Genomic DNA, 25,749 nt, shown 5'->3' with positions numbered 1-25,749 from the left:
GAACCGGCAACACCAACGTTGAGGGCAAGGACAGCGTGGGCATGTACCTCGCCGAGATCGCCCGCACACCGTTGCTCGACGCCGCCCGTGAGGTGGAGCTGAGCAAGACGGTGGAGGCTGGGTTGTTCGCTCGCCATCTGCTCGAGGAGGGCCGCGTAGGCCGCAAGAAGGGTGGCGCGCCGAAGTACGCCACCGAGGAAGAGCTGCAGTGGCTCGCCGACGAGGGCGACCGCGCGATCCAGGAGTTCATCCAGGCCAATCTTCGTCTGGTGGTCTCCATCGCCCGCAAGTACGGCCGTTCCGCGATGCCGATGCTCGACCTGGTCCAGGAGGGCAACACCGGCCTGATCCGCGCCGTCGAGAAGTTCGACTACGCGAAGGGCTTCAAGTTCTCGACCTACGCCACGTGGTGGGTCCGCCAGGCCATCACCCGCGGCATCGCGCAGCAGGCCCGCGTCGTGCGCCTGCCCGTGCACGTCGTCGAGGAGCTCAACCAGGTCACGGCCGCCCGCCGCAACCTCGAGCGCCAACTGGGCTACGATCCCGAGCCCGCCGAGATCGCCCTCGAGCTGGGCATGGACGTCGACCGCGTCATCGACCTGATGTCCTGGGGTCGCGATCACGTCAGCCTCGACTCCCCCGTCGACGACGACGGCGACACCTCGCTGGGCGACCTGATCGCCCGGGAGACCGCACCCGGCCCCGACTTCGCGGTGCTGGACGACGAGTCACGGCACCTCGTGGCCAACCTGGTCGACAACCTGGGTGAGCGTGAGGCCGACATCGTGCGGGCCCGTTACGGTCTGCTCGACGGACGCCAGCAGAAGCTCGCCGACATCGGCAAGCGTCACGGGATCTCGGCCGAGCGGGTCCGCCAGCTCGAGCGCGAGGCACTGGCCACCCTGCGCCGGATCGCGGATCCGGACCTGGCCGCCTAGATCAGCCCTCGCCCGGCACTGACCGGGCGGCGGCCCTGGACACGAGCTCGTCCCACAGGCCCCCGACTGCGCGGGCGAGCTCGTCCTCTGGACCGGTGTTGTCGATCACCAGATCGGCGGCACCGGTCCTTTTCTCTCTGGAGGCCTGCGCGGCGATCCGTGCCCGGGCGTCGGCCTCGCTCATCCCCCGGTTGCTCATCAGGCGCTCCACCTGGACGTCGACCGGCACGTCGACCACGATCACGACGTCACACGAGGCCGCAGCCCTCATCTCGACCAGCAGCGGGTTGTCGTGCACGACGATCGCGTCGGGACCGGCGGCCCGCTCGCGCGCGGCCCCGAGCTCCCGGATCGCCGGATGCGTGATGGCGTTCAGGTCGCCGAGCGCCTGCGGATCGCCGAAGACGATGGCACCCAGGGCAGGCCGGTCCAGCGCCCCGTCCGCGGTGATGACCCCGTCGCCGAACCGCGCCGCGATCTCGGCCAGTGCGGGGGTGCCGGGGTCGACGACGTCGCGCGCGAGCCGGTCGTAGTCGATCACGACCGCGCCGCGCTCGGCGAGCAGGGCACTGACCGTGCTCTTGCCCGCGCCGATACCACCGGTGAGACCGACCCTCAACACATCTGCCCCTAGCGGGTGGCGGAGCTGCCGTAGGTCGTGACGTGCACGTGGTCCATGTGGTTGGCGGTCGCTCCGCCGCGGTCGCTCATGCCGCGCCAGGCCGACGACGTGGCCGGACGCCAGATGCGCTGGCGCCAGATCAGGTACTCGATGCCGAGCTCGGCGCGATTCTCCTGCAGGTAGGCGGCGACCTCGTTGCCCAGATCGCCGGAGACCATGATGTCCAGGGCCTGGCCGGTGCCGTGCTCGCCACGACCGGCCATGCCGCCGTAGCTCACGATCGACGGGAACTTGGCGCAGACGGCGCGGTACACCTTGATCGTGTCGGGACGCAGACCGCGCTCGACACCCGATCCGGTCGGGCACGGGGCGGTGCCCATGGGCTCCTCGACCGCGAGGGCCTTGGCCTCGACCCACCGCGTGACCCCGTTGTGCACGATCTGGGCCCACTTGCCGTTGGTCTCGCCGGTGATGTCGACCGAGTCACCGTCCTCGACGGTGGCGAGCACGGGCGAGGACGTCTTGGCGTCCGCGTGGATCTTGATGTCGCCTGTCGCGTAGCGCAGGCCCTCGATCTTCTTCTTGGCCGCGGCGACATCGGGCAGCGGCGGGCGCTCGGCGCTGCGGCTGACGGTCGCCGGCACCTGGCCGCGACTGGCGGACGCCGCGAACACGTCCTTGTGCTTGGCCACCGAGGCTGCGCCACTGGCGCTGGTGGAGGCTGCGGCCGTGCGGACCGGGCTGCCTTCGTGGAGGATCGCTGCTCCGCCGGCCACGGCCACGCTCAGCACCCCGACCGTCGGGAGGACGGCTCGGGTGAGGAGAGAAACGGACCTGCGGCTGCGCCTGCGGGGCGCAGCGTGCTTGCTGTGGCGATGATCTGCCACGAAGTACCACCTAGTGCATCGACAACGTCTGTCAGCGTTCGAGTGAACCATACCGTGGCGCGGGACGCGCGTCTGCGCATCGTCCACCGGGAGTGACTCTTGTCTCCCGGAAGACACAGAACCCCCGGCCGCAGTGGCCGGGGGTCCTGTACGGGGACGGGGTTGTTACGCCTCGCCGCCGGTGAGCTTCTCACGCAGCGCCTGCAGGGCCTCGTCGGAGGCCAGCGAGCCCTCCTGCGGAGCCTCGTCCGAACCAGCGGTCGAGTCCGAGGAGTAGTTGGACGCCTCAGCAGCTTCGAGACCGGCCTTCTCGGCCTCCGCGATCTGCTTCTTGTGCGCCTCCCAGCGCTCGTGCGCCTCGGCGTACTGCTTCTCCCATGCGGCGCGGGCCTCGTCGAAGCCTTCCTGCCACTCGCCGGTCTCAGGATCGAAACCTTCGGGGTAGATGTAGTTGCCCTGCTCGTCGTACGAGGAGGTCATGCCGTACAGCGTCGGGTCGAAGTCGTCCGTGGCCGAGGCCTCGGTCTCGTTCGCCTGCTTCAGCGACAGCGAGATGCGACGACGCTCCAGGTCGATGTCGATGATCTTGACCATGACCGAGTCGCCGATCTGGACGACCTGCTCGGGGATCTCGACGTGACGCTCGGCGAGCTCGGAGATGTGCACCAGGCCCTCGATGCCCTCCTCGACACGGACGAACGCACCGAACGGGACGAGCTTGGTCGCCTTGCCCGGGACGATCTGGCCGATCTGGTGGGTGCGGGCGAAGTGCTGCCAGGGATCTTCCTGCGTGGCCTTGAGCGACAGCGAGACGCGCTCGCGGTCCATGTCGACGTCGAGCACCTCGACGGTGACCTCGTCGCCGACCTGGACGACCTCGTTCGGGTGATCGATGTGCTTCCAGGACAGCTCGGACACGTGGACGAGTCCGTCGACGCCGCCGAGGTCCACGAATGCACCGAAGTTGACGATCGAGGAGATGACGCCCTTGCGGACCTGGCCCTTCTGCAGCTCGGTGAGGAAGTTCTGGCGAACTGCCGACTGCGTCTGCTCGAGCCAGGCACGGCGCGACAGGACCACGTTGTTGCGGTTCTTGTCGAGCTCGATGATCTTGGCCTCGATCTTCTGACCGATGTACGGGTCGAGGTCGCGCACGCGGCGCATCTCGACCAGCGACGCCGGCAGGAAGCCGCGCAGACCGATGTCCATGATGAGGCCGCCCTTGACGACCTCGATGACGGTGCCTTCGACAACTCCGTCCTCGGCCTTGATCTTCTCGATGTCGCCCCACGCACGCTCGTACTGCGCACGCTTCTTCGACAGGATCAGACGGCCTTCCTTGTCCTCCTTCTGCAGGACGAGGGCCTCGACACTGTCACCCACGGAAACGACCTCGTTGGGGTCGACGTCGTGCTTGATGGACAGCTCGCGGGAGGGGATGACACCTTCGGTCTTGTAACCGATGTCGAGGAGGACCTCGTCACGGTCGACCTTGACGATGACGCCTTCGACGATGTCACCGTCGTTGAAGTACTTGATGGTCGCGTCGATGGCGGCGAGGAAGTCTGCCTCAGAGCCGATGTCGTTGATTGCGACCTGGGGTGCCACGTGGGCGATGCTGCTTGTCATAAAGGAGTTGCTCCGATGGATGGGTGGAATTGTCGGGCACGTCTGACAGCCCTTTGATCGTGGAGTGCCGGGTAGTATTCACCTGGCGGAGCACGAGCACGGGCCTGCTCTGTCCGAGGTACGTACAGGCCATCAGCGCACTGTCAAGCCTACGCGACTGTGCCCCCGGCACGATAGCCGGGTCACAGTCTCGGGTGTGGATCACCTCACGCCGGAGCGAGGAACGCCGCCAGCGCCCGGGCGTAGGGATCGACATCGGCCGCACCCATCGTCTCGCGGGCCGAGTGCATGGCCAGCTGGGGAGCGCCCACGTCCACGGTCAGCATGCCGGTACGGGCCGCGCTGAGCGGGCCGATGGTCGAGCCGCACGGCAGGTCGGCGCGGTGCTCGTAGCGCTGCAGCGGGACGCCGGCCTGCTCGCACGCGCGGGCGAAGTGGGCCGTGCCGGGTGCGTCGGTGGCGTAGCGGAGGTTGGGGTGCAGCTTGAGCACCGGTCCCCCGCCGATCGCGATGTGGTGCAGCACCTCGTGCCGCTCGGGGTGGTTGGGGTGCGTCGCGTGGGCCATGTCGCCGGATGCGCAGACCGACCCGGCAATGGCCCGGTGGTAGTCGTCACGAGTGCCGCCGGCGGCGATGACGATGCGCTCCAGCACCGTCGCGAGCAGATCGGACTGGGCGCCACGCTCGGAGGTGCTGCCGACCTCCTCGTGGTCGAACAGCACCAGGACCGGACGCACGCCGGTCACCGGCTGGGCCGCCAGCAGGGCCCGGGTGCCCGCGAAGCAGGTCACCTGGTTGTCCAGGCGCGGTGAGCTGACCAGCTCTCCCCCGGCGACCAGGGCGCCGGGCTGGCTGTCGTGGGTCATCAGCTCGAAGCCCAGGACATCGGCCACCGAGACCTGCGCACGGTCGGCGACGAGGTCCAGGAACGAGCCGGCCGACGTCGACCAGATGCCGTTGAGGTGCCGCTGCGGGTCGACCTCGACACCCTTGCGGTCCGCCGACAGGTGGATCGCCAGCTGCGGCACGCGCAGGACCGGCTCCGCGACGTGCACCAGCACCTCGCTCCCGTCGCGCATCGCCAGGCGTCCGGCGATGCCGAGATCGCGGTCGAGCCACGAGTGCAGCCACGCACCGCCGTAGGGCTCCAGGGCGACGACGCCCAGCCCTTCGGGCGACAGGTCGTGATGCTGCTTGAGCCGCAGGTTCGGGCTGTCGGTGTGCCCGCCGACGACCCGGAAGGGATCGGCCGGGTCGTTGCTGGACTCGGTCGACCAGGCCACCAGCGATCCGCCCCGCACGACGTAGAACCGCCCGGGCTCCGCCGGCCAGGACTCGGTCTCGAGGAGCCGGCGGTAGCCGGCCGAGTCGAGCTCGGCCGCCACCGTCGCGCAGACGTGGAAGGGAGTCGGCGAGCGGTCGACGAAGGCGCACAGATCAGCGGCGGAAGCGATGGTCATCAGGTTCCTCAGACTAGAACACCGCGGCACCGCACCCCAAAGGGCTGCGGTGCCGCGGTGATGTGGCCGGATTCGTCAGCGCGCGCCGACGAGGTCCTTGGAGTCCGAGCGACGCGTGCCGTCGGTCGACCGGTCGCGGCGGGCGAAGATGCCCACAGCGATCAGGAGGAGACCGAGGATGGCGCCGCCGATCGGGATCCACGTGTTGACGGCCGTGAGCAGCATCGCCTTGGACTTGTAGTCGTCGACGTTCTTGGTCACGTTGGCATCGGTGTACGACAGCGTCGCCTTCGTGGTGGTCAGGACGCGCTCGCCGTCCAGCTCGAGGTAGTTGTCCTGGGCCGTCTGGCCCCAGATGACCACGCCGGTGACCGGCTCGATGCTGTAGTTCGTGACGCTCGAGTAGATCTGGTCAGCCGTGACGGTGGCCGCGGTCTCGCCGACGAGGTCGCCGGGCACGTCGATCGTGCCGGTCTTGATCGGCTCGATCGTCTGGCGGTACTTGTAGACCTTGAGGCCCTTGACCTCGCCCTCGCCGACGTACTTGGCCGGGGTGGCCTTGCGCAGCGTGCCGTCCCAGAACTGGTACGTCTTCTTCTGGGCGTCGAACGGGAACTTGAAGTACAGGCCCTTGATGTCCGCGGGCTTGACGACCTTGCCGTCACCCTCGGACTTGGTGTCGGCGTACTTGACGGCCTCACCGGTGTTGCGGTCGAAGGCGATCCGGTCGCTGGTGCCGGTCAAGGGGCTCTCGCCGCTGTTGGGGTCGTACGTCGGCTTGTCCGTGTAGTCGTAGATGTCCCAGACGGCGATGTCCTTGCCGAGCTCCTTGCTGGCCTTCTTGCTCGCGTCGACGTCACCGCGGACAGCCTTGACGTTCTTCAGCGGACCGTTCGTGATCTTCAGGCCGGCTGCGACGTCGAGGTACTCCCCGTCGGCGCCGGGGGCCGTGGCGGCCTCACTGACGGTGTCCTGGTTCAGCGGGACGACCGCAAGACGGTCGTACATGTAGAACTTTGACAGCACGGCCAGAACCAGGACGAACGTCCCCAGGAACAGCGCAACCGTCCCCAACTTTTTTGCCACTGTGGGCTCCCTCCACGACATGAATTACCAGAGAGTAACAGTCGTTCGGGTCACACGTGAGGCCCCTCACATTTTGCCCGCTATTGTTGCCGACCGCCCTACTGCCGCGCCCGGCGCCGGCGCCAGGAGAAGCCACCGGGGCGTCCCATGATCACGGTCGCGACACCCGCGAGGATCCCGACGAGAACGGCCATTCCCGGCAGGACGGTGCTGCGCACCCGCTGGCGGACCATCTCGCGGTCGACGTCGCGGGAGGCCTGGCGCACCGAGCTCGCGGAGTCGACGAACCGGGCGTCCAGGGTCGGCTGGCCGTCGGCCGACGCCCGAACCACGACATGGCTGGCTGTCTTGACGACTCCCCCGACCTCGGGGCGCACCCACAGCGTGGTGTCGGACCGCGTGCTGGTGCCGTCGGCGTCGGTCGAGGCCTTCTCGACCTGTCGGAAGACCAGCACCTCTGCGCCGTGGAGGCGTTCGGTTCGCAGGAAGACGGCCTCGCCGGTCTGCCGCGTCTCGGGGTCCCAGCGGCGGTAGGTCACCGGTTGGGTGTCGCGGGGAAACCGCACGAGGATGCCCCGGACGCCGCGAAGCTGCCGGTCCTCCTCCACCGCGTCGCCCGACTCGTTGAACGAGGCGAACTTCTCGACGTTGGCGGTCGAGTCGACCGCCGAGCCGGTGAACCGTCGCTGCGCTGCCGTCCAGCGCTGACGGCTCACGACGTCACCGTCTGCCGTCACGGTGTTCGTGGACACCAGCACGGCGTCAGCTCCCGGAACGGTCGAGAACGTCCGGCGCACGGTGCGCTGTCGCTTGAGGGTTGCTTGCCGCTGTGTGCCGTCCACGAGGTCCAGGTACGACGCATCGTCGGCCGTCGCCACGACGGTCCGGTCGGCCGTCGGCCACGACCCCGCGAACCGCTGCTCGGCGAGCACGTACAGCATCGCGGCCATGACGAGCGCGAAGGCCGTGACGCCCACCAGTGCATCACGCGCCCGCAGACCTCTCACGACGCCCAGCCCGGCAGTCCGGCGAGCATCGTCATCGCCTCGAGCGCGGATCCGACCCTGAACGCGCCCGCGGGGGTGGCGACGGCCGACTCCGCCTCGTGGACGACATGGAAGGCCAGCATGCCCAGGGCCAGCCCCGGCTCGACATCGCTCGGCTGGTCGCCGATGACAGCGCAGTGCGCCGGCAGGACGTCCGGCGCCTCCCGCAGGGCTTGGAGGAACAGACCGGTCCCGGGCTTGCGGCAGTCGCACGTCCCGGCGAGATGGGGACACACGTAGATGGCGTCGACCCGGGCACCCGGGGTCAGGGAGAGCTGTCGGACCAGTGCTGCGTTGACCGCGTCCAGGCCCTCGCTCGTGATGTCACCCCGACCCACCGACTGCTGGTTGGTCACCAGGACCACCCGACCCAGCGCGGCGGCGAGGGCGACCGCCTCACCCACGCCGGGTAGCAGCTCGAGGTCGTGCACGTCATGGACGTGACTCGTCCTGCGGACGTTCAACGTGCCGTCGCGATCGAGCAGCACCATCCGGGCGGACCGCCCCATCAAGGCGTCACGACGTGAGAGCGTGCTGCCGCTCGGACTCGTGCCAGCGGACGTCGACCTGCTCGCACCAGGCATGTCCCCACATCAGGTGCACCTCCTGGACGCGCTGGGTCGATCCCGACGGCACCATGAGTCCGTGATCGGCCGATGCGGCGAAGGCATCGCCCCTCTCGCCGGTCATCGCGATGGACACCAGCCCGGTCTCGCGGGCCCGGGCCACCGCCCGGACGATGTTCGGCGACGAGCCACTGGTCGACATCGCGACGAGCACGTCTCCGGGTCGTCCGAAGGCGCTCACACCACGCTCGAAGATCGTGTCGTAGCCGTGATCGTTGCCCAGCGCGGTGAGCGTGCTCGCGCTGTCGGCCAGCGCCAGCCCTGCCAGCGCCTGGCGGTCCAGCACGCATCGGCCGACGAGCTCGGCAGCGAGGTGGGAGGCGATCGACGCACTTCCGCCATTGCCCGCGAACAGCACCCGTCCGCCGCCTGCCAGGGACGTCACGATGGCCTCGCCGGCCGCCGCCACCGCGTTCACCAAGGACTCGTCAACCAGCCTCGGGGTGAGCTCCGCCCACTCCTGGATCGACTGGACCACTCCCGAACGCATCACGCGTGTCCCCTCCATGTTGTCACTCCGGCCTTGCTGAAACTGAATTCCGAGACGGTCAGGCCGAGCTTGATCAGGTGCTCGGCCACGGTGTGCCGGCGCTCGAACTCGCAGCAGAACAGCATGTAACCGCCACCGCCTGCACCGGTCACTTTTCCGCCGAGGGCTCCGTGGTTGAGGGCGACCTCGACCGCCTCGTCGATCAGGGGGGTGCTGATGCGGTCCGACATCCGGCGCTTCTCGCGCCAGGCCTCACCCAGCATCACGCCGAACTCGTTGACCTCGCCTCGCAGCAGGAGCCGCTTCATGCTCACCGCGAGGTCGCGCTGGGCCCGCAGGCCCTTGACCGCTTCAGGCTCGCCTCCCACGAAACGCGCCACCTGGTCCTCGATGATGTGGTCGCTGAACCGGGTGCGGCCGGTGTAGGCCAGCAGCATGTTGTGCTCCAGCTCGTGCACCGTCGAGTCCGCCACGCGCAGGGGGTTGACCAGGACGTCGTCGGCCGTGAACTCCATGAAGTTGAACCCGCCGAACGCCGCGGCGTACTGGTCCTGGAGGCCACCGGAGATGTTGAGGTCCTGACGCTCCAGGAGACATGCCATCTCGGCGATCTCGTAGGTGGTCAGGTCGAGTCCGCAGTGCTGCGCCACCACCCCGACGACGCACACGACGACCGCGCTCGAGCTGCCGAGGCCCGAACCGGGAGGGGCGTTGGTGTGCAGGAACAGGTCGAAGCCGGACGACCGGCGGGCGCCGGGATGCGCCATGACTCGCGCGATCGCGGCCTTCGGCAGGTCGAGCTCGCCGTCGAAGACGACGGGATCGTCGATGCCGAAGTTGACCGACAGGCCGAAGTCCAGAGACTGCACCGTGACCAGGTTGTCGTGACGGGGCCGCAGGGTGCTGTAGGCGAAGCTCGAGATCGTCGCCGAGAGCACCGCGCCGCCCTCGAGCTCCGGGAACGGCGGCACGTCCGTGCCACCACCCGCGAAGCTCACCCTCAAGGGTGCGCGGGCACGCAGGACACGCTGAGATGCGTCGATGGGGAGCCTCCGGTGCATTGGCTGACGTGTTGCTTCGCTCACGGTACCGTGAACGAGTGTCGCCCGGCCCGTACCACCTCCTCCGACGGCTCGAGCCGTGAGCAGCCATCCGCCCGGCCCCCGGCACGTCGCCGCCCTCGACGGGGTGCGCGCCCTCGCGGCGGTCGCTGTCCTGCTCACCCACGTCGGGTTCCTGACCGGCGAGGTCAGTCCGTCGATGACCGGCGCCCTGGTGGCCCGGATGGACGTCGGCGTCGCGCTGTTCTTCGCGCTCTCCGGCTTCCTGATGCTCAGGCCGTGGATCGCGACTGCCATCGGTGATCGCGACCGTGTGCCCGGGCTCGGCTCGTACGCCGTCAAACGGGCGACCCGCATCCTCCCGGCCTACTGGATCGCTGCGGCCGTGGTGCTGCTGTTGGAGGCCGGCCGCGTCTACCGCTCCACCCTGTCATCCCCCTTGCGGGTGGACCTGCCGTCGGTCCTGGAGCACGTCTTTGTCCTGCAGGGCTACACCGGGTCGTACTTCTCGACGTTCTCGCAGACGTGGAGCCTCACGACCGAGCTCACCTTCTACGCCGCCGTCCCGGTGCTCGGGGTGGCCCTCGTCCGGGCCTGCCGCCGATCCGAGGACCGGCAGGATCGCTTGCGCACCGTCCGGCGCGCCTGCCTCGCGTTCGTGGTGCTGGGTGTGGCCGTCACGGCCTTCACCGCCACCGACCTGCCCGGCTCGAGCGAGGCACTGGCCCGCAGCGTCCTGGGGCACGCCGGCTGGTTCGCAGCCGGTGCCTGGGTCTGCGCCAGGACCATGGACCCGCCCGTGTCCGGCAGGTCGTCCGAGGAGCGGCTGGGGCTGGCCGCCGTGCTGCTGGTGGTCGCGGCGACGCCGCTCGCGGGCGAGCTGTTGTTCTCCCACGGCTCGGCGGTGCAGGCCGGCCTGCGGGAGCTCCTGTACACGCTGATCGCCGGTCTCGTGGTCAGCGCCGCGTGCCGTCCCGCGACCTCATCGCCTGCCCTACAGGTGCTGTCCAGCCCCGCCGTGGTCTGGGTCGGTGAACGCTCGTATGCCCTGTTCCTGTGGCACCTGCCGATCGCCTTCGTGCTACTGACCCTGCTTGGTCACGACCTGTTCGAGGGATCGTTCGTCGTGATCACCGTGCTGACCCTGGCGTGCTCGCTGGTCGTCGCCGACCTGTCGTGGCGGCTCGTCGAGCGGCCGCTCATGGCGGCGAACGTCCGTCGGGACCAACGCCGCCGCGAGCAGCGCGATGAGCAGCAGTCCGCTCGCCTGGGGGATGACGGTCACCAGTGAGTCCACGCGTGCCTGCGGCCACCGCACGGTCGTGACCACCAGGACGACCGACGTGACCGCGATGGCGCGCATCCGCCATCGCGGTGGAGTCACGGCCGCGCCCAGGCCCAGCAGCACCCCCCCGAGGCCGCCGAGGACTGCGGGAACCACGACCGCCAGCGCACGCCCCGACCAGGCGGGAACCCGCACGGTCCGAAGGGGAGACTTCTCCCGCCCCGGGCGGGGACGGCGCCAGAAGAACGCCAGGGCGCCCATCAGCACGACCAGGAAGCCGCCGCCCAGCAGCCCGGCACGATAGGCGGTGTCCGGTGCGAAGGTCGCGCGGAGCACTCCCCCGGCACCGGCCGGCACGACGAAGCCCTGCCGCCAGCCGTCGATCTCGACGGCCTCGAGACGGCGCCCGTCCAGCGATGCCTCCCAGCCGGGATTGAATCCTTCGTGCCAGGCCACGATCTGGCCCTCGCGTCCGGGCGCCACCACGAGGTCGCGCTGCCGGTCCGTCCAGGTCCGCACCCGCGGCTCGGCCGCAGCCGCCGACGCCTGCATCGGCGCACCGAGGCGCACCACGTCGGCGTCGAGCGTGTCCGACGACGTCGCCCGGAGCACGGTGCGACCCGCCGCCGCGGGGACGGGGCCGGCGCATCGGGTGGCGGCGACCCGCGACCCGTCGAGCAGCTCGTCGCGGGACAGCGTGGCCGTGTACGTCGCCGTCGACTCGCCCACCGCGACCACGACCCCGGCCGCGCACGGCACCTCCACGCTCGACGTGCCACGCCGTGCCGGCGGGGTGCCCGCGCCCTCGAGCGTGACGTCCGGCATGCGGAAGGGGTAGCTGACCTGCCGGGGCAGGTCGAAGGTGATCCGGACGCGACGCGCCGTCAGGGGCGCGAACGAGCGATCCTTGCTGCTCCAGCGGCGGGTCTGGCCGGAGTCGAGATCCCGGATGACCGCGCCGGTGATGCGCTGGTAGCGGTTGCCGCGTCCCAGGCCCTTCAGACCGGTGATGGTCCGCGCGGACGGGAGCTCCACGGTCAGGCTGGGGTCCCCGGCGAGATATCCGATCGTCCAGCGGGTCGCCGGGTCACCGTCGAGCGCTGCCCCGGGACGGGTGCGAGGGAGCTGCTCCAGTCTCGGCCCGCTGACGGTCCATCCGTCGAGCAACCGCTCGACGGCCGGCGTGCTCCTGGCGGTCACGAGCACATCGCTGACGTCCATCGCCCGGTCCGCAGTGAACCGGCGGGCCAGCACGCGCCCCTCGTCCCGGCGGCCCTCCGGCCGATCGGTCGACCGGGTGTCCCGAGCCACGACGACCTGATCGGTCGGGGTCCCGGACGGGGCCGGCAGGTCCAGCAGCGCGGTGACGTCGAGCCCGGTGAACGCGATGTCCGCGACGCCCACGGGGACGGCGAGCTCAGGGTCAGCCCGCACCAGACGCACCCGAAGCTTCGTGACCGTCGCGTCGACGGGGAACGACACCGCGTCGTCCTGCTCGGCGACATCGCGACGGGACACGACACCGTCCGCGATCAGCTCGACCCGTCGGACCGAACCAGCACCGCGGCTCGAGTCCAGCCGGACCGACACCGCACCGACCCGGGACGGACGGGCGAGGGTGAGGCTGACGGTGGGCCGATCGTCATCGGGGGCACTCGTCCAGGCGGTGTCGTAGTCGTTGTCCAGCGCAGCGGCGCCGCCGGCGCTGGGCCCCGAGCCGGCCGTCGACGACGCGGACACCTGTCGGAGTGCCTGGTAGCCACGTGTCGTCTCCGGACTCGTGCCGGCCGGTGGGAAGTCCCGGCGCGTCCTGCTCTCCCGTGGCTGCAGCGTCGCCGTGTACTCGTCGGCCACCGTCGCGGCCACGTTGAGGCTGCGACGTCGCAAGGTGTCGGTCTGGATCCACCGGGTGGGCTCGAGGGCTCCGGCTCCCGTACCGATCGCATAGGCAGCAGATCCCTGCCCCACGGCGCCGAGCGCGGCGAGGGACACCAGGGCCTCGGGGCCACCCGTCACCCCGACGACCGAGTCGAGGTCATACACCTCGGCAACCGGCACCCGCCGTTCGGTCGACCACACCGAGAGGCGGGTCTGGCCCTTGCCCCACGCCGCAACCTGGGTCAGGCCCGATGCCCGCAGCGTGTCCTCCGTCCGCGCGTCGGTACCGATCACACCGGAAGCGGCGTCCGGGTCACTGAGGTGCTGCTGTGTGTCGTGGGGCACGACGACGCGACCGATGCCCATCCGGGCCAGCATGTCCACCAGGCCGGGCTGCGCGCCTCCGCTCTGCAGGATCCCGTCCAGCGCGTCCATGACGCGGATCGCCCCCGGGCTGCCCAGCGGTATCGCGTCGCGCTGCACCACGGGCGACTCGGCCAGCGTCTCGAGCGGGTCCTCCTGGACGTTGCCCCAGGTGAACTCGCCGAAGCGCGTGGCGGGAGCCACCAAGGTCGCTCCGCCGTCGGAGGCGGCCAGCCGGTCGACCGTCTCGGCCGCCTGGTGCCAGCGCTTGGGAATCGTCTCGAACGGTGCTCGCGGTGCCAGGTCGGGGCTGGCTGCCGGAGCGAGCGTGACGACCAGGGCCGCCGCCACCCCGACGGGCACCCCGACAGTCGCAACCTTGGTCCTCCGCCGCGGGAGGTCCATACCCTGCCCGGCCACCGAGAGCAGCGCCGCGAGTCCCAGACAGATCGGGAGGCGCACCATCGCATCGAACTTGTGGACGTTCCTGAAGGCCGCGAGCGAGCCGTCGAGCGCCTCGCGGAACGTTCCGGCGAACGGGCTGGTGAAGGGCAGGCCCAGCGATGCCCCGTAGGCCACGCCCATGATGGTCAGGCCCGCCAGCAGGCTCACGATCGCGAAGGTGCGGGCATGCGAGGCCGGCCGCCAGGCACGTCCCATGGCCAGGCCGGTGATGCCGAACACCGCCACCGCCGTCGTGGCCAGCAGTGCCGAGGTGCCCGCCGCGAGCACGGAGCCGGCCGGCCAGTCCCAACCGACATAGGCGACCCAGTGCGAGGCACCCCGCAGCACATTGGGCACCGAGGTCACAGCCGTGGTGATGCTGCTGGTCTCGATGAAGTCCAAGAAGGGGTAGGCGTAGACCCCCAGCACGACCAACGGGATGGCCCACCACGCCGTGCCGGCCAGCACGGCGAGGCACCACAGCGGGAACGTCCGCAGCCCACGGCGTCCGGCGGTGAGCACGAAGATCGCTGCGACGGCGATCGCCGCGAGCGTGGCGGTCGCATTGACTCCTCCCACCGCGGCGCACGTCACGGCGAGCAGTGCCGCGGCCTGCAGCCGGTCCCGGCCCCGCCGCTCCAGCAGACGCAGGCTCGCCAGCACCAGCCACGGCGTCATCGCCGATGGCCACTGCTCGACCGAGATCGGCCCCAGCACGGTCACCGCATGCGGCGACACGGCGAAGGCCACCGCTGCGACGAGCGATGCGCGCCGTCCCCCGATCTCGAGCCGCCGGCACAGCAGATATGCCCCGGCGAAGGCCGTGACGAGCACGACGGTCCACCAACCGCGCTGCACGACCCACTCCGGGATGTGCAGGGAGCGTCCGATCCCAAAGAACGGGCCCATCGGGAACAGGTAGCCGTACGCCTGGTTCTGCAGCTGGCCGAAGAAGGCGTGCGAGTCCCAAGCTGACTGGGAGCGCGCGAGGTAGCCCCACGGATCGACGACGAGGTCGAGCTTGGTGTCCGCAACGGTCCGCCCGGGGTACGGAAACCACGGGACCAGGGCGATGACAAGACCGACGAGTCCCACCGACGGCGGGATGCGTCGAACCGCTGCTCTCATCGACGACGCAGGATGATCAGGAGATTCCAGGTGACGAGCTCCCGCAGCAGCGGGACACGCAGCACCAGCCGGGTCCAGCGGGGCAGATAGCGCGGGCGCAGCTCGACGATCTCGACGTCCGGGTTCGCGGCCGCCCACCGCAGGCCCCACGCGACCGAGACCTTGAACAGATTCTCGCCGATCCTGTTCTTGGGCGGATGACCATGCTTGCGCGTGTATCGCCGCACCGCGTAGTCCCCGCTGATCCAGTGGAACGGTGAGGTCTCGTGGCCACCCCATGGGGAGAGCCAGTTGGTGTACGACAAGAACATGACGCCGCCGGGGCGCGTCACGCGGAGCATCTCGTCAGCGACCGTCGTGGGCTCCTGGACGTGCTCGACGAGGTTGGACGAGAACGTCACGTCGATCGATCCGGTCTTGACGGGCAGCCGGTGCGCATCGGCCACCAGCCCGCCCGCGGCCACGGAGGCCACGGTCTCGTCATAGTCGACTGCCACGTAGTGCGCGCCACGCTCACGGAACGTCTCGGCGAACTCCGCCGGACCCGCACCCACGTCCAGCAACAGCGCGCCGGACAGGTCGTGGTGACGACCGATCAGGTCCGCGGAGTCGCGGGCGAGCAGGCCGTAGAAGCGGTCCGGATCGGTCTGCTCGACCCGGAACGCTGAGAACAGCCGCCACGAGCGGCGCAGTCCGTCGTCGCTCATCGCGGCCGCCTCGCCGTCACCAGCATCGTCGGTCTCCACCGGGGGGCCAGGATCCGCAGGAGTACGGCGAACGGGATGGCCGCAGTGCTGATCCAGCGCGTCGACCGGTTCGCGAGGACGCCCTGTGGGCGCTCACGGGGAGACACTGCCCGAACGGTACTCGCGCCCTCCATCGTCAGGTTGTCCAGGAGCAAGCGGGTGACGGTGACGTCCTCGAATCCCGCGTCCTGCAATGCACGGCGCATCGAGCGCGCCGTGAAGAACCTGACGTGCGTCGGATCCTCCAGGAGCCACCACGACTGCGAGAAGAACCGGAGCGACCACGAGTCCGCGGCAGGAGTCATGAGGGCCAGGCGGCCGCCGGGACGCAGGAGATCGTGGCAGTTGCGCAGGGCCAGCACGGGATCCTGGACGTGCTCGATCACGTGCACGCCGTAGACCAGGTCGGCGTCGACTCCAGCAGTCGGCACCTCCTCGACCACGGCGCGCCGCAGGTCGCCGTGCGCGACCACCTCCGGGTCCACGTGGGAGCCGAGCTGGTCCGGATCGCATCCCGACACCTGCACGCCATTGTCGAGGAAGGCACGCAGCAGCTGCCCTGCGCCGTATCCGAGCTCGAAGACGCGGGAGACGCCGTCCGCCGCGACACCACGCAGCACCTTGAGGGTCAGCCCCAGACGGATTCGGTCCAGCCCGGGATCCCCGCCGTACGCCAGCGACCGATGACGAGCAGGACAGTCATCCAGGGTGCGCATGACGTGCGAGCACCGGGTGCACCGCGCGAGCCGGGAGCCGTCGCGAAGCCGTAGATCGGAGCAGGCGCTCGCGCAGACCTCGCACGATGTGACGGATGGCATCTGACCCCTTGTGAACTCCGCGGAAGGTAACCTCGTGCTCGGACACGCTATCAACGAGGAGAGCCAGTGAGTCACAGCCCGGGACGGGAACCCTCGCGGATCCTCTATCTCACGTGGCGCGACCTCGACCACCCCGAGGCCGGAGGCGCGGAGGTCTTCGCCGAGCGCACCGCAAGCGAGCTGGCGGCCCTGGGACGCGAGGTCGTCATGTTCTCCTCGTCCTGGGAGGGAGCGGCGCCCGCGGTGCAGCGCGATGGCTTCAGGATCGTCCGGCGGGGCGGCCGCTACACGGTCTACCTGCGCGCGCTGCTCCATCTCCTCGTGCGCGGCCGCCGATACGACGCCGTGATCGACGTGCAGAACGGAGTGCCCTTCTGGGCGCCGCTGCTGTTCCGGGGTCCCGTCATCAACCTCACGCACCATGTCCACCGCGAGCAGTGGTCGGCGTTCTTCCCCGAGCCGATCGCCCGGTTCGGGTGGTTCCTGGAGTCACGCATCGCGCCGCTGGTGTACCGCCGGTCTCGGTACGTCACGGTGTCGGAGTCGTCCCGCGCGGACCTTCAGTCCGTCGGGGTCGCCCCCGAGCGCATCTCGCTGGTGTACAGCGGGATCGACCTGCCCCAGGACTACACCTCGTACAGCTCGATCCCGAAGTCGGCCAACCCGAGCCTCATCACGGTGTGCCGCCTGGTGCCGCACAAGCAGATCGAGCTGGCGATCGACGCCGTGGCAGCCCTCGAGAGCAGCATGCCCGATCTCGAGCTGCACGTCGTGGGCGACGGGTTCTGGCTCGAGAAGCTGCAGGAGCACAGCCGTCGGCGCGGCGTCGACGACCGGGTCGTCTTCCACGGATTCGTCGACTCGGACGTCAAGCAGGACCTGCTGGCACGCAGCTGGGTCATGGCGATGCCATCGCTCAAGGAGGGCTGGGGCCTCACGATCATCGAGGCCGGCCTGCACAGCACGCCGTCCGTCGCGTTCCGGCAGGCCGGCGGCACGCAGGAGTCGATCCAGGACCACGTGACCGGGTTGCTGGTCAACGATCCCGAGGAGATGATCGACGGCCTGCAGCGGCTCCTCACCGATGTGGACTACCGCGAGAAGCTGGGCAGCAACGCCCGCCACTTCGCGCGAAGCTTCAGCTGGCAGACCAGTGGGCACGACCTCGACCAGATCATCCAGGCCGAGCTGGCAGCGCACTGAACCGAGTGCCGCATCAACGACGAAAGCGCCGTTCTCCCAGTGGGAGAACGGCGCTTTGCACGTCTGCTGGTGGAGCGACTGGCGCTGGGACTCAGCCGTCGTAGCTGATGGAGCTGGAGTCGACAGCGTCGGAACCAGCGGACTCCTGGCTCGCCACGACGCCGAATGCTGCCACGGCGGCGAGCCCTCCGCCCACGACGGCTGCGATGACTGCTGTCGAAATTGATGAAAGCACGTGTTTTCCCTCCACGACGAATAGAGCCCGAGCATAGCATCACAGCGGCTCACCTGTGGCGGAAAACACTCACGACCTGCGGCGCGACGTGATCCCCACGGATGCCCATGCCAGGAGCGCGACCAGCGCGGCCACTCCCGTGATGACGGCCGGCACGACGGACGTGCGCGCCACGCCGTCAGTGTCCCCCGGCCCGAGGTCCTGGATCAGCACCGAGCCGAAGCGACGCACCGCCGAGCCACCGCCGAGTCTTTCCTCGGCTGCCGCGGCACCCGGCTGGTCCCGGAGCAGCACGACCCACCGCACGCCCTGCGCGCGAAGGGCCGCGGGCAGGTCGGCCTCCGGGTCGGCGAGGGCCGCCTCGATCGCCGCAGCCGCGGGATCCTCACCCTCGACCGTCACTCGCGACAGGGGCAGGTCGTCGTCGACGATCACCCGTCGGTCGAGCAACCTGTTCCAGGGATCCAGCGAGACCCGGTCGTCGTTCCAGTCGAATCGCCGGTACGTCGACCAAGGCAGCACCGCCACATCACCGGGAGGTGCCGCCTCGAGGAAGTCCCGGGCCCGCAAGAGGTCCTGGGAGATCTCCACCGATCCCATGGACGCTCCTGCCGCGAATGGCGCGTCCGGCATCGCCACGATCGGTGCGACCAGCACCACGGCGGCCAGGATCCGGCGCCGGTCCCGCGCCTGGCGGGACTGCTGGGCCGCAGGACGGTTCAGCAGGTCGACGACGCTGCCCGCCGCGACCGCGACGAGCAGCGCGAACGGCGCCACGAACTTCTGGCTGTCCCGCACCAGGCCCGCGCCCGGCACGTTCGTCACGAGCCACGTCACCAGCGCCTCGCCCGCCGGCAGCGCGGAGGCCCCCGCCACCAGGAGGCCGATCGCCCCCACGACGGCCAGGGGCGCGATCCGGCCCCGGTACCGCGAGCGAAGGCAGGTCACCACCACGAAGATCACCATCACCAGCGCGAAGCCGGTCACCAGTGCGGAACCGCGAGAGCCCGGCCAGCTGGGCGAGTGCCAGATGCCGCCGGACGTCAGCAGGCTGACCCACGTGCCCCACGGCGTGTCGGCATGCGCGGCGAACGCCTCGACCCCCGCCGGGTCGGCCGGCAGGCCGCCGGGTCGCGTCAGGGACGGAATCAGCCAGGCCGCGGCCACGGCAGCCGTCACACCGAGCACCAGGCCGACGCGTCGGACGACTGCGGCCGTCCCGCCGCCCCAGGCCCACGACACCGCGACGACGGCGGTCAGTGCCGCGATGACCGCCGAGGTGGATCCGGCCAGCCCGGCCAGCGCGAGCCAGCCGGCCAGACGGCGGCCCGCGCCCCGGTGCCCGCTCGCGAGATCGCGTCCGGCGGAGTGGATCCACGGCAAGGTGGCGTAGCCGAGCAGGAAGCTCCAGTGACCGATGATCAGGCGCTCGACGACGTACGGGTTCCAGCACGCAGCGACAGCGGCAGCGGCAGCGCCCGGCCGGGTCAGGCACAGTCGGCCGCATCCGGCACCCACGACGACGAAGACCGCCAGCAACAAACCGGCCTGCACCACGTCCCCGGGCAGCACCTGGTCCAGCAGGGCGACCACGGCGTCCGTCGGCACCGCGCGCGGGACGGATCCGTCGATGCCCAGCGTGCGGTCCGACCACGGCAGGTCGGGCACGAAGACCATGTCGTAGATCCACGTGTAGCCGGGCAGAAGCACGGCGTTGAGCAGCACGACGCCGACCAGCAGACCGGTGGCACCACCCACGAGGGCGGGGCCGCGCGTCCCCTGCTCAGTCGTCAGCATCAGCCTGTGCACCGGACCGGTGGCGCCATGCGCCCAGCACCACGAGGACCAGACCGATCGTCGCCAGGGCATTGGTCCAGGTTCCGGCGGAGACGTAGGAGAAGTCGCCGGGGACCCCGAGGTAGACCACCGTCACGATGCCGGCCGCGGCGACGAGCGCCGCTCCTGCGACCGCGACGATCCGCGGGTCGGGAGCCCGGAACCAGTGCCAGCCGGCCAGGACGACCGCCGCGACCAGACCGGTCCACGACGCCAGCAGGTAGGCCCCCGCGAGGAAGCCCAACCAGGGGACGGCAGGCGACACCCGCAGGCGTCGGCGCGCGGGCTCTCGTCGAGGCTGGGCCCCACGGCGCCGCCACGGCACGACGACGAGCGCAGCGACGGCCAGCAGGCCCGCGCCCGTGACGGCTGCACCGATGTTCGTCCCGGCCTGCGGCCCGAAGTCGAGCTCGACCACGTGGGAGCCGGGCTGGTCGATCGTCCATCCCATCGCATGGCCGTCGACGAGGAAGGGCTTGCCGAGGCTCTTGCCGTCGATGGAGGCGCGCCACCGGTCGTCGAACGCCTGGCTCAGCACGAGCACGTACGGATCGTCTCCGAGGCTGGCACCCACCGAGGCGGTCACGTGCGACCCGCGATCGCTGGTGAAGGTCAGTCCGGGGGCGGGCACTACCGGCTCCGCCGACGGCTCGTCCGCGCTGAGGAGGTCGAGCGAGTCCACGGTGATGCTCGGGTCGATCGGCGTGACCTGGTGGGTGCCGGCCGACAGCGACATCCGGCCCCCGCACGCGACCCATTCGCTCTGCGCGGCATCGCGCAGCCGCATCGACAGCGGCTTGCCGTCCACCATCGCGATGTCGATGCAGGCGTCCTTCGCCGCAGCAGGGTCGGCCTTGGCCCGCAGGCCGGTGTCGATCTCGGTGACGGTCGGCGATGTCGCGATGGACGGATCGGTGTCGGCCGCCACGACGATCGCAAGCGTGCGGCCACGCAGGGACTGCCCCTCGCCCGCCAGCCGGATCTCGGTCGTGTCACGGCCCACCGAGGCGGTGCGGACCTTCTGACCGTCGACGTAGACGTCGATGGCGGTGATCCAGTTGGTGGGGCCCTCCTCGGTCCACGCCTTCTGGGTGAAGGAGATGCTCGACAGATCCCGCTCGCGCCCGCGCTGCTCGATCATCGACCCCTTGAGCACGCCGCCGGTCAGCCAGCCGGTGAAGCCGTTGCCGTCGAAGGCATTGGACGCCCGCAGGTCGGGATTGTTCATGAACACGCTGCTGGCCTTCGCCCCGACCGGGACGCCCGCGGCCCGGTCCAGGAGGTCCTCGCGCGAGGTGTCGATGTGCGCCACGGCCCTCACACGGAACTCGCGGGACGTGGGCGTGGTGAACTCCCGCTTCAGGTCGGCCTCGTCGTCGATGCCGTTCGCTCCGCGCGCGCGGGTCATGAGGATCTGCAACGGTGTCTGACGGAACTTCGCCTGCTCGGTGGACGAGAGCTTGGCGTACAGGTCGTCGACCGTGGTCGGGAGCTTCGCGCGGGGCGTGACCTTCACCCCGGCCACCGACACCTCGGACAGCCCGAGGACGTTGTCGCCGAACCCGTCCAGCGCGACGACCTTGATGCGGAGCCGGTCCGTGACCAGGTCGCCGAAGTCGGCGATGCCCGACCCCATCGAGAGGTCAACGCGTCGTGTCTGGCCGCCCGCGCGGACCTCGACCCAGCGGATGATCGCGCCGCCCAGCACCGCCTGGTCGATCGTGACCTTGCCGAGCTGACGCGGCTCAGGCAGGCGGAGCGTGAGGCTGCTGCCGAGTGCCGAGATCCCGTCACCGGCCAGCCACGCCGTGCCGGCGTCGCCGTCCAGGACGTTGGCGGGGCTCGATCCCGGGAGGTGCTCGGGCATCGTGGCGCTGAGCTTCTCGGTGGCCCGGACCCGGCCCGTGGCCAGGACCGTCTGGTCGGCGGCGTCCGTGCCCAGGGTGCGCGTGGCCCCCGTCAACGGCTCGTCGGCGGCGAGCAGACGTCCATTGCCGTGGGTGACGGTGTTCGGCACGATGGTGCGTCGGCGGTTGGTGTCGGTGACGACGATCTGATGGTTCTGCCCCAGGAGCGAGGCGAGCTGCTTCGGTGACAGGTCGTGCGCGTACCGGAAGGGCGCGTCCTGACGCAGCACCCCCGCTCGCTCCATGGCCGGGACCGCCCAACCGTCGCCGGCCACGACGGTCGTCGCGGCCTGGGCCTCGGCGCGCACCATCCCGGGAGCGTCCGACACCCCGTACAGCTGGAGCGGCGGGACGAACTTCTCGAAGAACCCGTCCGGCTTCTGGCCGGGGCCCTGCACGTTCTCGCCGGGCCGGCCGAAGTTGGTGATGGCGGTCAAGCCGTCGTCGGCGCTGATGATGCGATCGACGCCCGACGGTCGGATGCCGCCGACGGTCTCCCAGTCCCAGTCGTGCCGGACCAGCACCTGCTCGGCTCCGAGAAGACGCGAAAAGGCCGACAGCGACGTCTTCGGGCCGGTGCTGCTCTGGAACGTCTCGTCCAGGGCGGACATGAAGTTGTAGGCGGCCGGCGTCGTGTTCTGCACGGCGGACGGGACCACCACGTTGCGCTCGGTGAGGCCGTAGAGCAGCTCGTCCGGGCGACCGGAGCCACGCCAGCGATAGGTCGCCGTGACGTATCCGGGCATGACCAGGGTGCGCTGGTCGGCGGGGCCCTGGTCGAGGTGGTGGCCGGCCTGCTTCCAGTAGCTGGGGATCGGCCACTCGGACGCGTACAGATTGCCCTGCCAGGCCGGGAACGACATGCCGATCATGACGAGCAGCAGCAGCGGCGCGGTCAGCCACGTACGACGCACGTGCCTGAACAACCAGGCGACGCCGGCCGCCGAGGCGACCGCGAGGGCGAGCACCAGCACCATGCCGACCTTGTTGGTCGTGCGGAACAGCACGGTCAGCGGGACGTTCTCGAACGTCCATCGCAGGGCACGACCGAATGGCGACGGCGACGACCACGGGTGGGACCCGACCATCAGGACGGCCGCGGCGACCACCATGACGATCAGCAGCCGGCGCACCCGCGTGCGCACCGCGAGCAGCGACAGGAGCGCGAGCCCTGCAGCGAGGAAGGTCGCCACCACGACCGGACCGTTGTCGACGTAGGACGTGTGGGCGCCGATCCATGGGCCTCGGGCGTCGCCGCCGTAGAGGGGCCAGAACCCCAGGCCGCGCAGCACCTCGGCGAACGACGAGGTGGCCGAGATGCCGGCCAACGTCTCCGTGGTGTCCGCATGGGCAGAACCGGCGCGGCCGGCGGCGAAGGTCGCCGGCAGCCAGTACGCCGAGAGCACCACGACGAACAGGGCGCACTTGCCGACCGGGGCGGCGACGTCACGCCACCGCAGCGCGAACGCGTGCCGCGCGTAGAGGGCGATGATCGGTACCGCGACCAGGCCGAACAACGGCTGGACAGCGGCGTTCGACCCCGCCATGGCGAAGAACGTGAAGCCGAACAGTGCGGGCCAGCGCCACGACCTCGGGTCCTCGAATGCCCTGATCAGGAACAGGATCTGCCATGGGAACAGCGCCAGCGACAGGGCGATCGGCAGGACGGAGGCACCGTCGATCGCCCACGGGTTGGCGATGTACACGACACCGGCGAACAGTGCCGCGTACCGGGACAGCTCCGGCAGCAGATGACGCACCAGGCGGGTGGTCCCCCACGCCGCCAGCACGAGCAGGATGAAGTGCCACGTCTTGAACACGCCCCCGGGCGTCAGGCCGAGTGCGCTCAGGGCCGCCAGCGGGGCGACGGACGTGATGGCGCCCGTGTGGTAGTTCGGGTTGCCGAGGTACGGCGTGGACGTCCACGCCGAGTAGAAGCGGGTGAGCGTCCGCCATGGCTCGAGGTAGAAGTCCGGGCGGGTGTCGAAGTAGACGGTGTCGCCGCCGTTGCGGAAAACGACGACCGCCAGCACCACCAGCGACACCGTCACCGTGGTCCAGTAGGCCGACGTGCCGCGGGCCCAGGCGCGGACGTCCGCGGACGTGATCGGTCGCGCCACTACGCAGCTCCCCCGGCGACGGCGCTGAGCTTCGGGGCCAGCCATTTCCAGAGCTCCCGGGAGCCCTCGGGGCTGAAGTGGATGTGGTCCTCGTACATCTGGCGACCGTTGATCGTGTCGTGGAACGCCCCACCGGCGCACAGCAAGGCGTTCTGGTCGATGACGGGGACGTCGTGGGCCCGGGCCCAGTCGACGGTCACGTCGTTGATCCACCGCACCCGGCGGTTGTCGTTGAGCCGCTCGACGTAGTCGCCCTCCCGTGCGGGGAGCTGGTGGCACGCCAACGTGACGACGGCGAAGTTCTTGGCGCCCGAGCTCATCACCCGCTCGTGCAGCTCGGTGAGGCTCTTGGTGATGAAGCGGCGGTACTCGGGCGTGCCGGCGGGGATGACCCGGTCGTCCAGCTCACGGTCGAACACCATGCTCTGGGTCACGAAGAAGGCCACCACGTCGGGTTGGGCATCCGTGATCTCGCTGCCGAGCCTGTCGACGAACTCGGGACACTTGAGGAAGTCACCTCCGGCCCGGCCGTCGAGCACGCGCAGCCCCGGGAACGGGTCATGGCACGCCGGGGTGACGGCGGACCTGATGGCGATGTTCGGGTGCTGGTCGGACGGGAAGTACCCCGTCAGGCCGGCCGGCACGGAGTCGCCAAGGAGGTACAGCGTCATGGGCGCGGGCGAGAACCCCGGTGCGTCGGCGGCGACTCGGACGTCTCCGCCGGGACCCGCCGAGGCCGGACGCACGTACCACGGCGACTGGGGCAGCACGATCGCGCCGACGACCAGCGCCGGCACGGTGGCGAGCACGATCACGCGGGCCGCCTGGCGGTCGCGCGGAATCAGCGCCGACCAGCCGTTGCGGCGGATCGGCATCTCGATCCACCGGTACGACGCCGCGGCGACCACAGCAGTGAGCGCCAGCTGGACCAGCAGCAGTCCCACGCCGCCGAAGCCCGCCCGCGCCTCGTCCAGGAACACCATGACGGGCCAGTGCCACAGGTAGAGGCCATAGCTGATCAGGCCGATGGACCGCATCGGTGTCGAGCCCAGCACCTGCGTCAACCGGCCCGGTGCCCGGGTCCAGCAGGCCACGATGACGATCGCGGACAGGACGGAGAAGATGACCAGGCCGCCGCGGAACGTGAAGGCCCGGCTCTCGTCCCATCCCACGAAGGCCGCGACGACGACCAGCACGGCCGGGATGGCCAGCCACCGGCACGCAGCGGCCACGCGCTGCGTGACCCGCTCGTCGATCAGCAGGAGGGCGGCGCACGCTGAACCGATCAGCAGCTCGTGCGCGCGCGTGTCCGTGCCGTAGTACACCCGATCGGGCGGGAGAGCGGGATCGTAGAGATAGGCCATCCAGGCGGCGCTGAGGATCGCGACCGCGGCCAGGACGACCCCGCGCATCCGGCGTCCGCAGAACCGGGTGAGCAGCACCACGATGAACGGGAAGACGATGTAGAACTGCTCCTCGACCGCGAGCGACCACGTGTGCAGCAGGGGCGATGGCTCGGTGACCGCACCGAAGTAGGCCTCCCCGCTGGACAGGAAGTTCCAGTTGGCGATGTAGCCGATGGCTGCCAGGGCGTCCGATCCGATCGCCGGGCGGCGTGCCGGCATGGTCAGCACGCTGCTCAGCAGCAGGACGACCGCGATCATCACTGCCAGCGCCGGGAAGAGTCGTCGAGCCCGCCCGGCCCAGAAGCTCACGAAGTCGGTGCTGCCCCACCGGTCGCGCTCGGTCAGCAGCAGCGTCGTGATGAGGAAGCCGGAGATGACGAAGAACAGGTCGACGCCGAGCCATCCTCCGGGCAGCACAGAGATGGGACCGTGGAAGATGATCACCGCGATGACGGCGACCGCCCGCAGGCCGTCCAGGGCCGGTCGATAGGCCGGCGATGACGGGGCCAGGCCTGCCCTGCGATCTCCCGTCACG

The 25,749-nt window shown here is 70.1% G+C and carries 18 protein-coding genes and 1 pseudogene; 3 read left to right on the top strand and 16 right to left on the bottom strand.

Annotated elements, in window-relative coordinates:
- Positions 1-41: 41 nt before the first annotated feature.
- Complete coding sequence (locus NQV15_RS07365) at positions 42-938, top strand: sigma-70 family RNA polymerase sigma factor (protein WP_232399803.1); 897 nt, start codon at positions 42-44, stop codon at positions 936-938.
- A 1-nt stretch (position 939) separates the two neighbouring features.
- Here NQV15_RS07365 and coaE read toward each other — a convergent pair whose 3' ends face one another.
- From coaE to NQV15_RS07320, 9 genes are all read right to left on the bottom strand, one after another.
- Positions 940-1,560, bottom strand: coding sequence for a dephospho-CoA kinase (coaE, locus tag NQV15_RS07360; RefSeq protein ID WP_306459363.1), 621 nt, complete (start codon positions 1,558-1,560; stop codon positions 940-942).
- Positions 1,561-1,568: 8 nt separating this feature from the next.
- On the bottom strand, positions 1,569-2,447 hold the full coding sequence (locus NQV15_RS07355) for an SH3 domain-containing protein (protein WP_232399171.1): 879 nt from the start codon (positions 2,445-2,447) through the stop codon (positions 1,569-1,571).
- Between the two features lie 165 nt (positions 2,448-2,612).
- Positions 2,613-4,076: a 30S ribosomal protein S1 gene (rpsA, locus tag NQV15_RS07350; RefSeq protein WP_232399170.1), complete on the bottom strand. Its 1,464-nt coding sequence runs from the start codon at positions 4,074-4,076 to the stop codon at positions 2,613-2,615.
- Between the two features lie 206 nt (positions 4,077-4,282).
- Positions 4,283-5,536, bottom strand: coding sequence for a M18 family aminopeptidase (locus NQV15_RS07345; protein ID WP_232399169.1), 1,254 nt, complete (start codon positions 5,534-5,536; stop codon positions 4,283-4,285).
- Between the two features lie 75 nt (positions 5,537-5,611).
- Positions 5,612-6,622 (bottom strand): DUF3068 domain-containing protein, encoded by a 1,011-nt coding sequence (locus NQV15_RS07340; RefSeq protein WP_232399168.1) that lies wholly within the window; start codon positions 6,620-6,622, stop codon positions 5,612-5,614.
- Between the two features lie 98 nt (positions 6,623-6,720).
- On the bottom strand, positions 6,721-7,629 hold the full coding sequence (locus tag NQV15_RS07335; protein ID WP_232399167.1) for a porin PorA family protein: 909 nt from the start codon (positions 7,627-7,629) through the stop codon (positions 6,721-6,723).
- Positions 7,626-8,159: a D-glycero-alpha-D-manno-heptose-1,7-bisphosphate 7-phosphatase gene (locus NQV15_RS07330; protein ID WP_232399166.1), complete on the bottom strand. Its 534-nt coding sequence runs from the start codon at positions 8,157-8,159 to the stop codon at positions 7,626-7,628. The genes NQV15_RS07335 and NQV15_RS07330 overlap by 4 nt, the downstream gene beginning before the upstream one ends.
- Before the next feature lie 25 nt (positions 8,160-8,184).
- On the bottom strand, positions 8,185-8,784 hold the full coding sequence (locus tag NQV15_RS07325) for a D-sedoheptulose-7-phosphate isomerase (protein WP_232399802.1): 600 nt from the start codon (positions 8,782-8,784) through the stop codon (positions 8,185-8,187).
- Complete coding sequence (locus NQV15_RS07320) at positions 8,784-9,782, bottom strand: GHMP family kinase ATP-binding protein (protein ID WP_232399165.1); 999 nt, start codon at positions 9,780-9,782, stop codon at positions 8,784-8,786. The genes NQV15_RS07325 and NQV15_RS07320 overlap by 1 nt, the downstream gene beginning before the upstream one ends.
- 142 nt (positions 9,783-9,924) lie before the next feature.
- Between NQV15_RS07320 and NQV15_RS07315 the strand changes: the two genes are divergently transcribed.
- Entirely contained in the window at positions 9,925-11,136 is a 1,212-nt protein-coding gene (locus NQV15_RS07315; RefSeq protein ID WP_232399164.1) for an acyltransferase family protein, read from the top strand.
- Positions 11,137-12,948: 1,812 nt separating this feature from the next.
- Here NQV15_RS07315 and NQV15_RS07310 read toward each other — a convergent pair.
- The 3 genes and pseudogenes from NQV15_RS07310 to NQV15_RS07300 all read right to left on the bottom strand — a co-directional run.
- Positions 12,949-14,943, bottom strand: a pseudogene (locus tag NQV15_RS07310) (alpha-(1->3)-arabinofuranosyltransferase domain-containing protein); the annotation flags it as partial.
- Positions 14,940-15,650, bottom strand: coding sequence for a class I SAM-dependent methyltransferase (locus NQV15_RS07305; protein WP_232399163.1), 711 nt, complete (start codon positions 15,648-15,650; stop codon positions 14,940-14,942). The gene NQV15_RS07305 and the pseudogene NQV15_RS07310, both read right to left, overlap by 4 nt.
- Complete coding sequence (locus NQV15_RS07300) at positions 15,647-16,507, bottom strand: class I SAM-dependent methyltransferase (RefSeq protein WP_232399162.1); 861 nt, start codon at positions 16,505-16,507, stop codon at positions 15,647-15,649. The genes NQV15_RS07305 and NQV15_RS07300 overlap by 4 nt, the downstream gene beginning before the upstream one ends.
- A 66-nt stretch (positions 16,508-16,573) precedes the next feature.
- Between NQV15_RS07300 and NQV15_RS07295 the strand changes: the two genes are divergently transcribed.
- On the top strand, positions 16,574-17,710 hold the full coding sequence (locus NQV15_RS07295) for a glycosyltransferase family 4 protein (protein ID WP_232399161.1): 1,137 nt from the start codon (positions 16,574-16,576) through the stop codon (positions 17,708-17,710).
- 91 nt (positions 17,711-17,801) lie between these two features.
- On the opposite strand, the gene NQV15_RS07290 is transcribed toward NQV15_RS07295, so the two are convergent.
- The 4 genes from NQV15_RS07290 to NQV15_RS07275 form a co-directional block, all read right to left on the bottom strand.
- Positions 17,802-17,945: a hypothetical protein gene (locus tag NQV15_RS07290; protein WP_232399160.1), complete on the bottom strand. Its 144-nt coding sequence runs from the start codon at positions 17,943-17,945 to the stop codon at positions 17,802-17,804.
- A 69-nt stretch (positions 17,946-18,014) separates the two neighbouring features.
- Positions 18,015-19,742 carry a hypothetical protein gene (locus NQV15_RS07285; RefSeq protein ID WP_232399159.1) on the bottom strand — a complete coding sequence of 576 codons (1,728 nt, stop codon included), beginning with the start codon at positions 19,740-19,742 and terminating at the stop codon, positions 18,015-18,017.
- Positions 19,729-23,808, bottom strand: coding sequence for an alpha-(1->3)-arabinofuranosyltransferase domain-containing protein (locus NQV15_RS07280; RefSeq protein ID WP_232399158.1), 4,080 nt, complete (start codon positions 23,806-23,808; stop codon positions 19,729-19,731). The genes NQV15_RS07285 and NQV15_RS07280 overlap by 14 nt, the downstream gene beginning before the upstream one ends.
- Entirely contained in the window at positions 23,808-25,748 is a 1,941-nt protein-coding gene (locus NQV15_RS07275) for an acyltransferase family protein (RefSeq protein ID WP_232399157.1), read from the bottom strand. The genes NQV15_RS07280 and NQV15_RS07275 overlap by 1 nt, the downstream gene beginning before the upstream one ends.
- Position 25,749 lies beyond the last annotated feature (1 nt).

The sequence above is a fragment of the Aeromicrobium wangtongii genome (assembly GCF_024584515.1).
In the GTDB taxonomy this organism is placed as follows: domain Bacteria; phylum Actinomycetota; class Actinomycetes; order Propionibacteriales; family Nocardioidaceae; genus Aeromicrobium; species Aeromicrobium wangtongii.
This window is presented reverse-complemented; position numbering and strand designations above follow the sequence as displayed.

Coding starts and splice junctions, on each gene's coding strand:
- NQV15_RS07365 (WP_232399803.1), top strand. CDS start 42: ATGTACCTCGCCGAGATCGCCCGCACACCGTTGCTCGACGCCGCCCGT.
- rpsA (WP_232399170.1), bottom strand. CDS start 4,076: ATGACAAGCAGCATCGCCCACGTGGCACCCCAGGTCGCAATCAACGAC.
- NQV15_RS07345 (WP_232399169.1), bottom strand. CDS start 5,536: ATGACCATCGCTTCCGCCGCTGATCTGTGCGCCTTCGTCGACCGCTCG.
- NQV15_RS07330 (WP_232399166.1), bottom strand. CDS start 8,159: ATGGTGCTGCTCGATCGCGACGGCACGTTGAACGTCCGCAGGACGAGT.
- NQV15_RS07325 (WP_232399802.1), bottom strand. CDS start 8,784: ATGCGTTCGGGAGTGGTCCAGTCGATCCAGGAGTGGGCGGAGCTCACC.
- NQV15_RS07305 (WP_232399163.1), bottom strand. CDS start 15,650: ATGAGCGACGACGGACTGCGCCGCTCGTGGCGGCTGTTCTCAGCGTTC.
- NQV15_RS07300 (WP_232399162.1), bottom strand. CDS start 16,507: ATGCCATCCGTCACATCGTGCGAGGTCTGCGCGAGCGCCTGCTCCGAT.
- NQV15_RS07285 (WP_232399159.1), bottom strand. CDS start 19,742: ATGCTGACGACTGAGCAGGGGACGCGCGGCCCCGCCCTCGTGGGTGGT.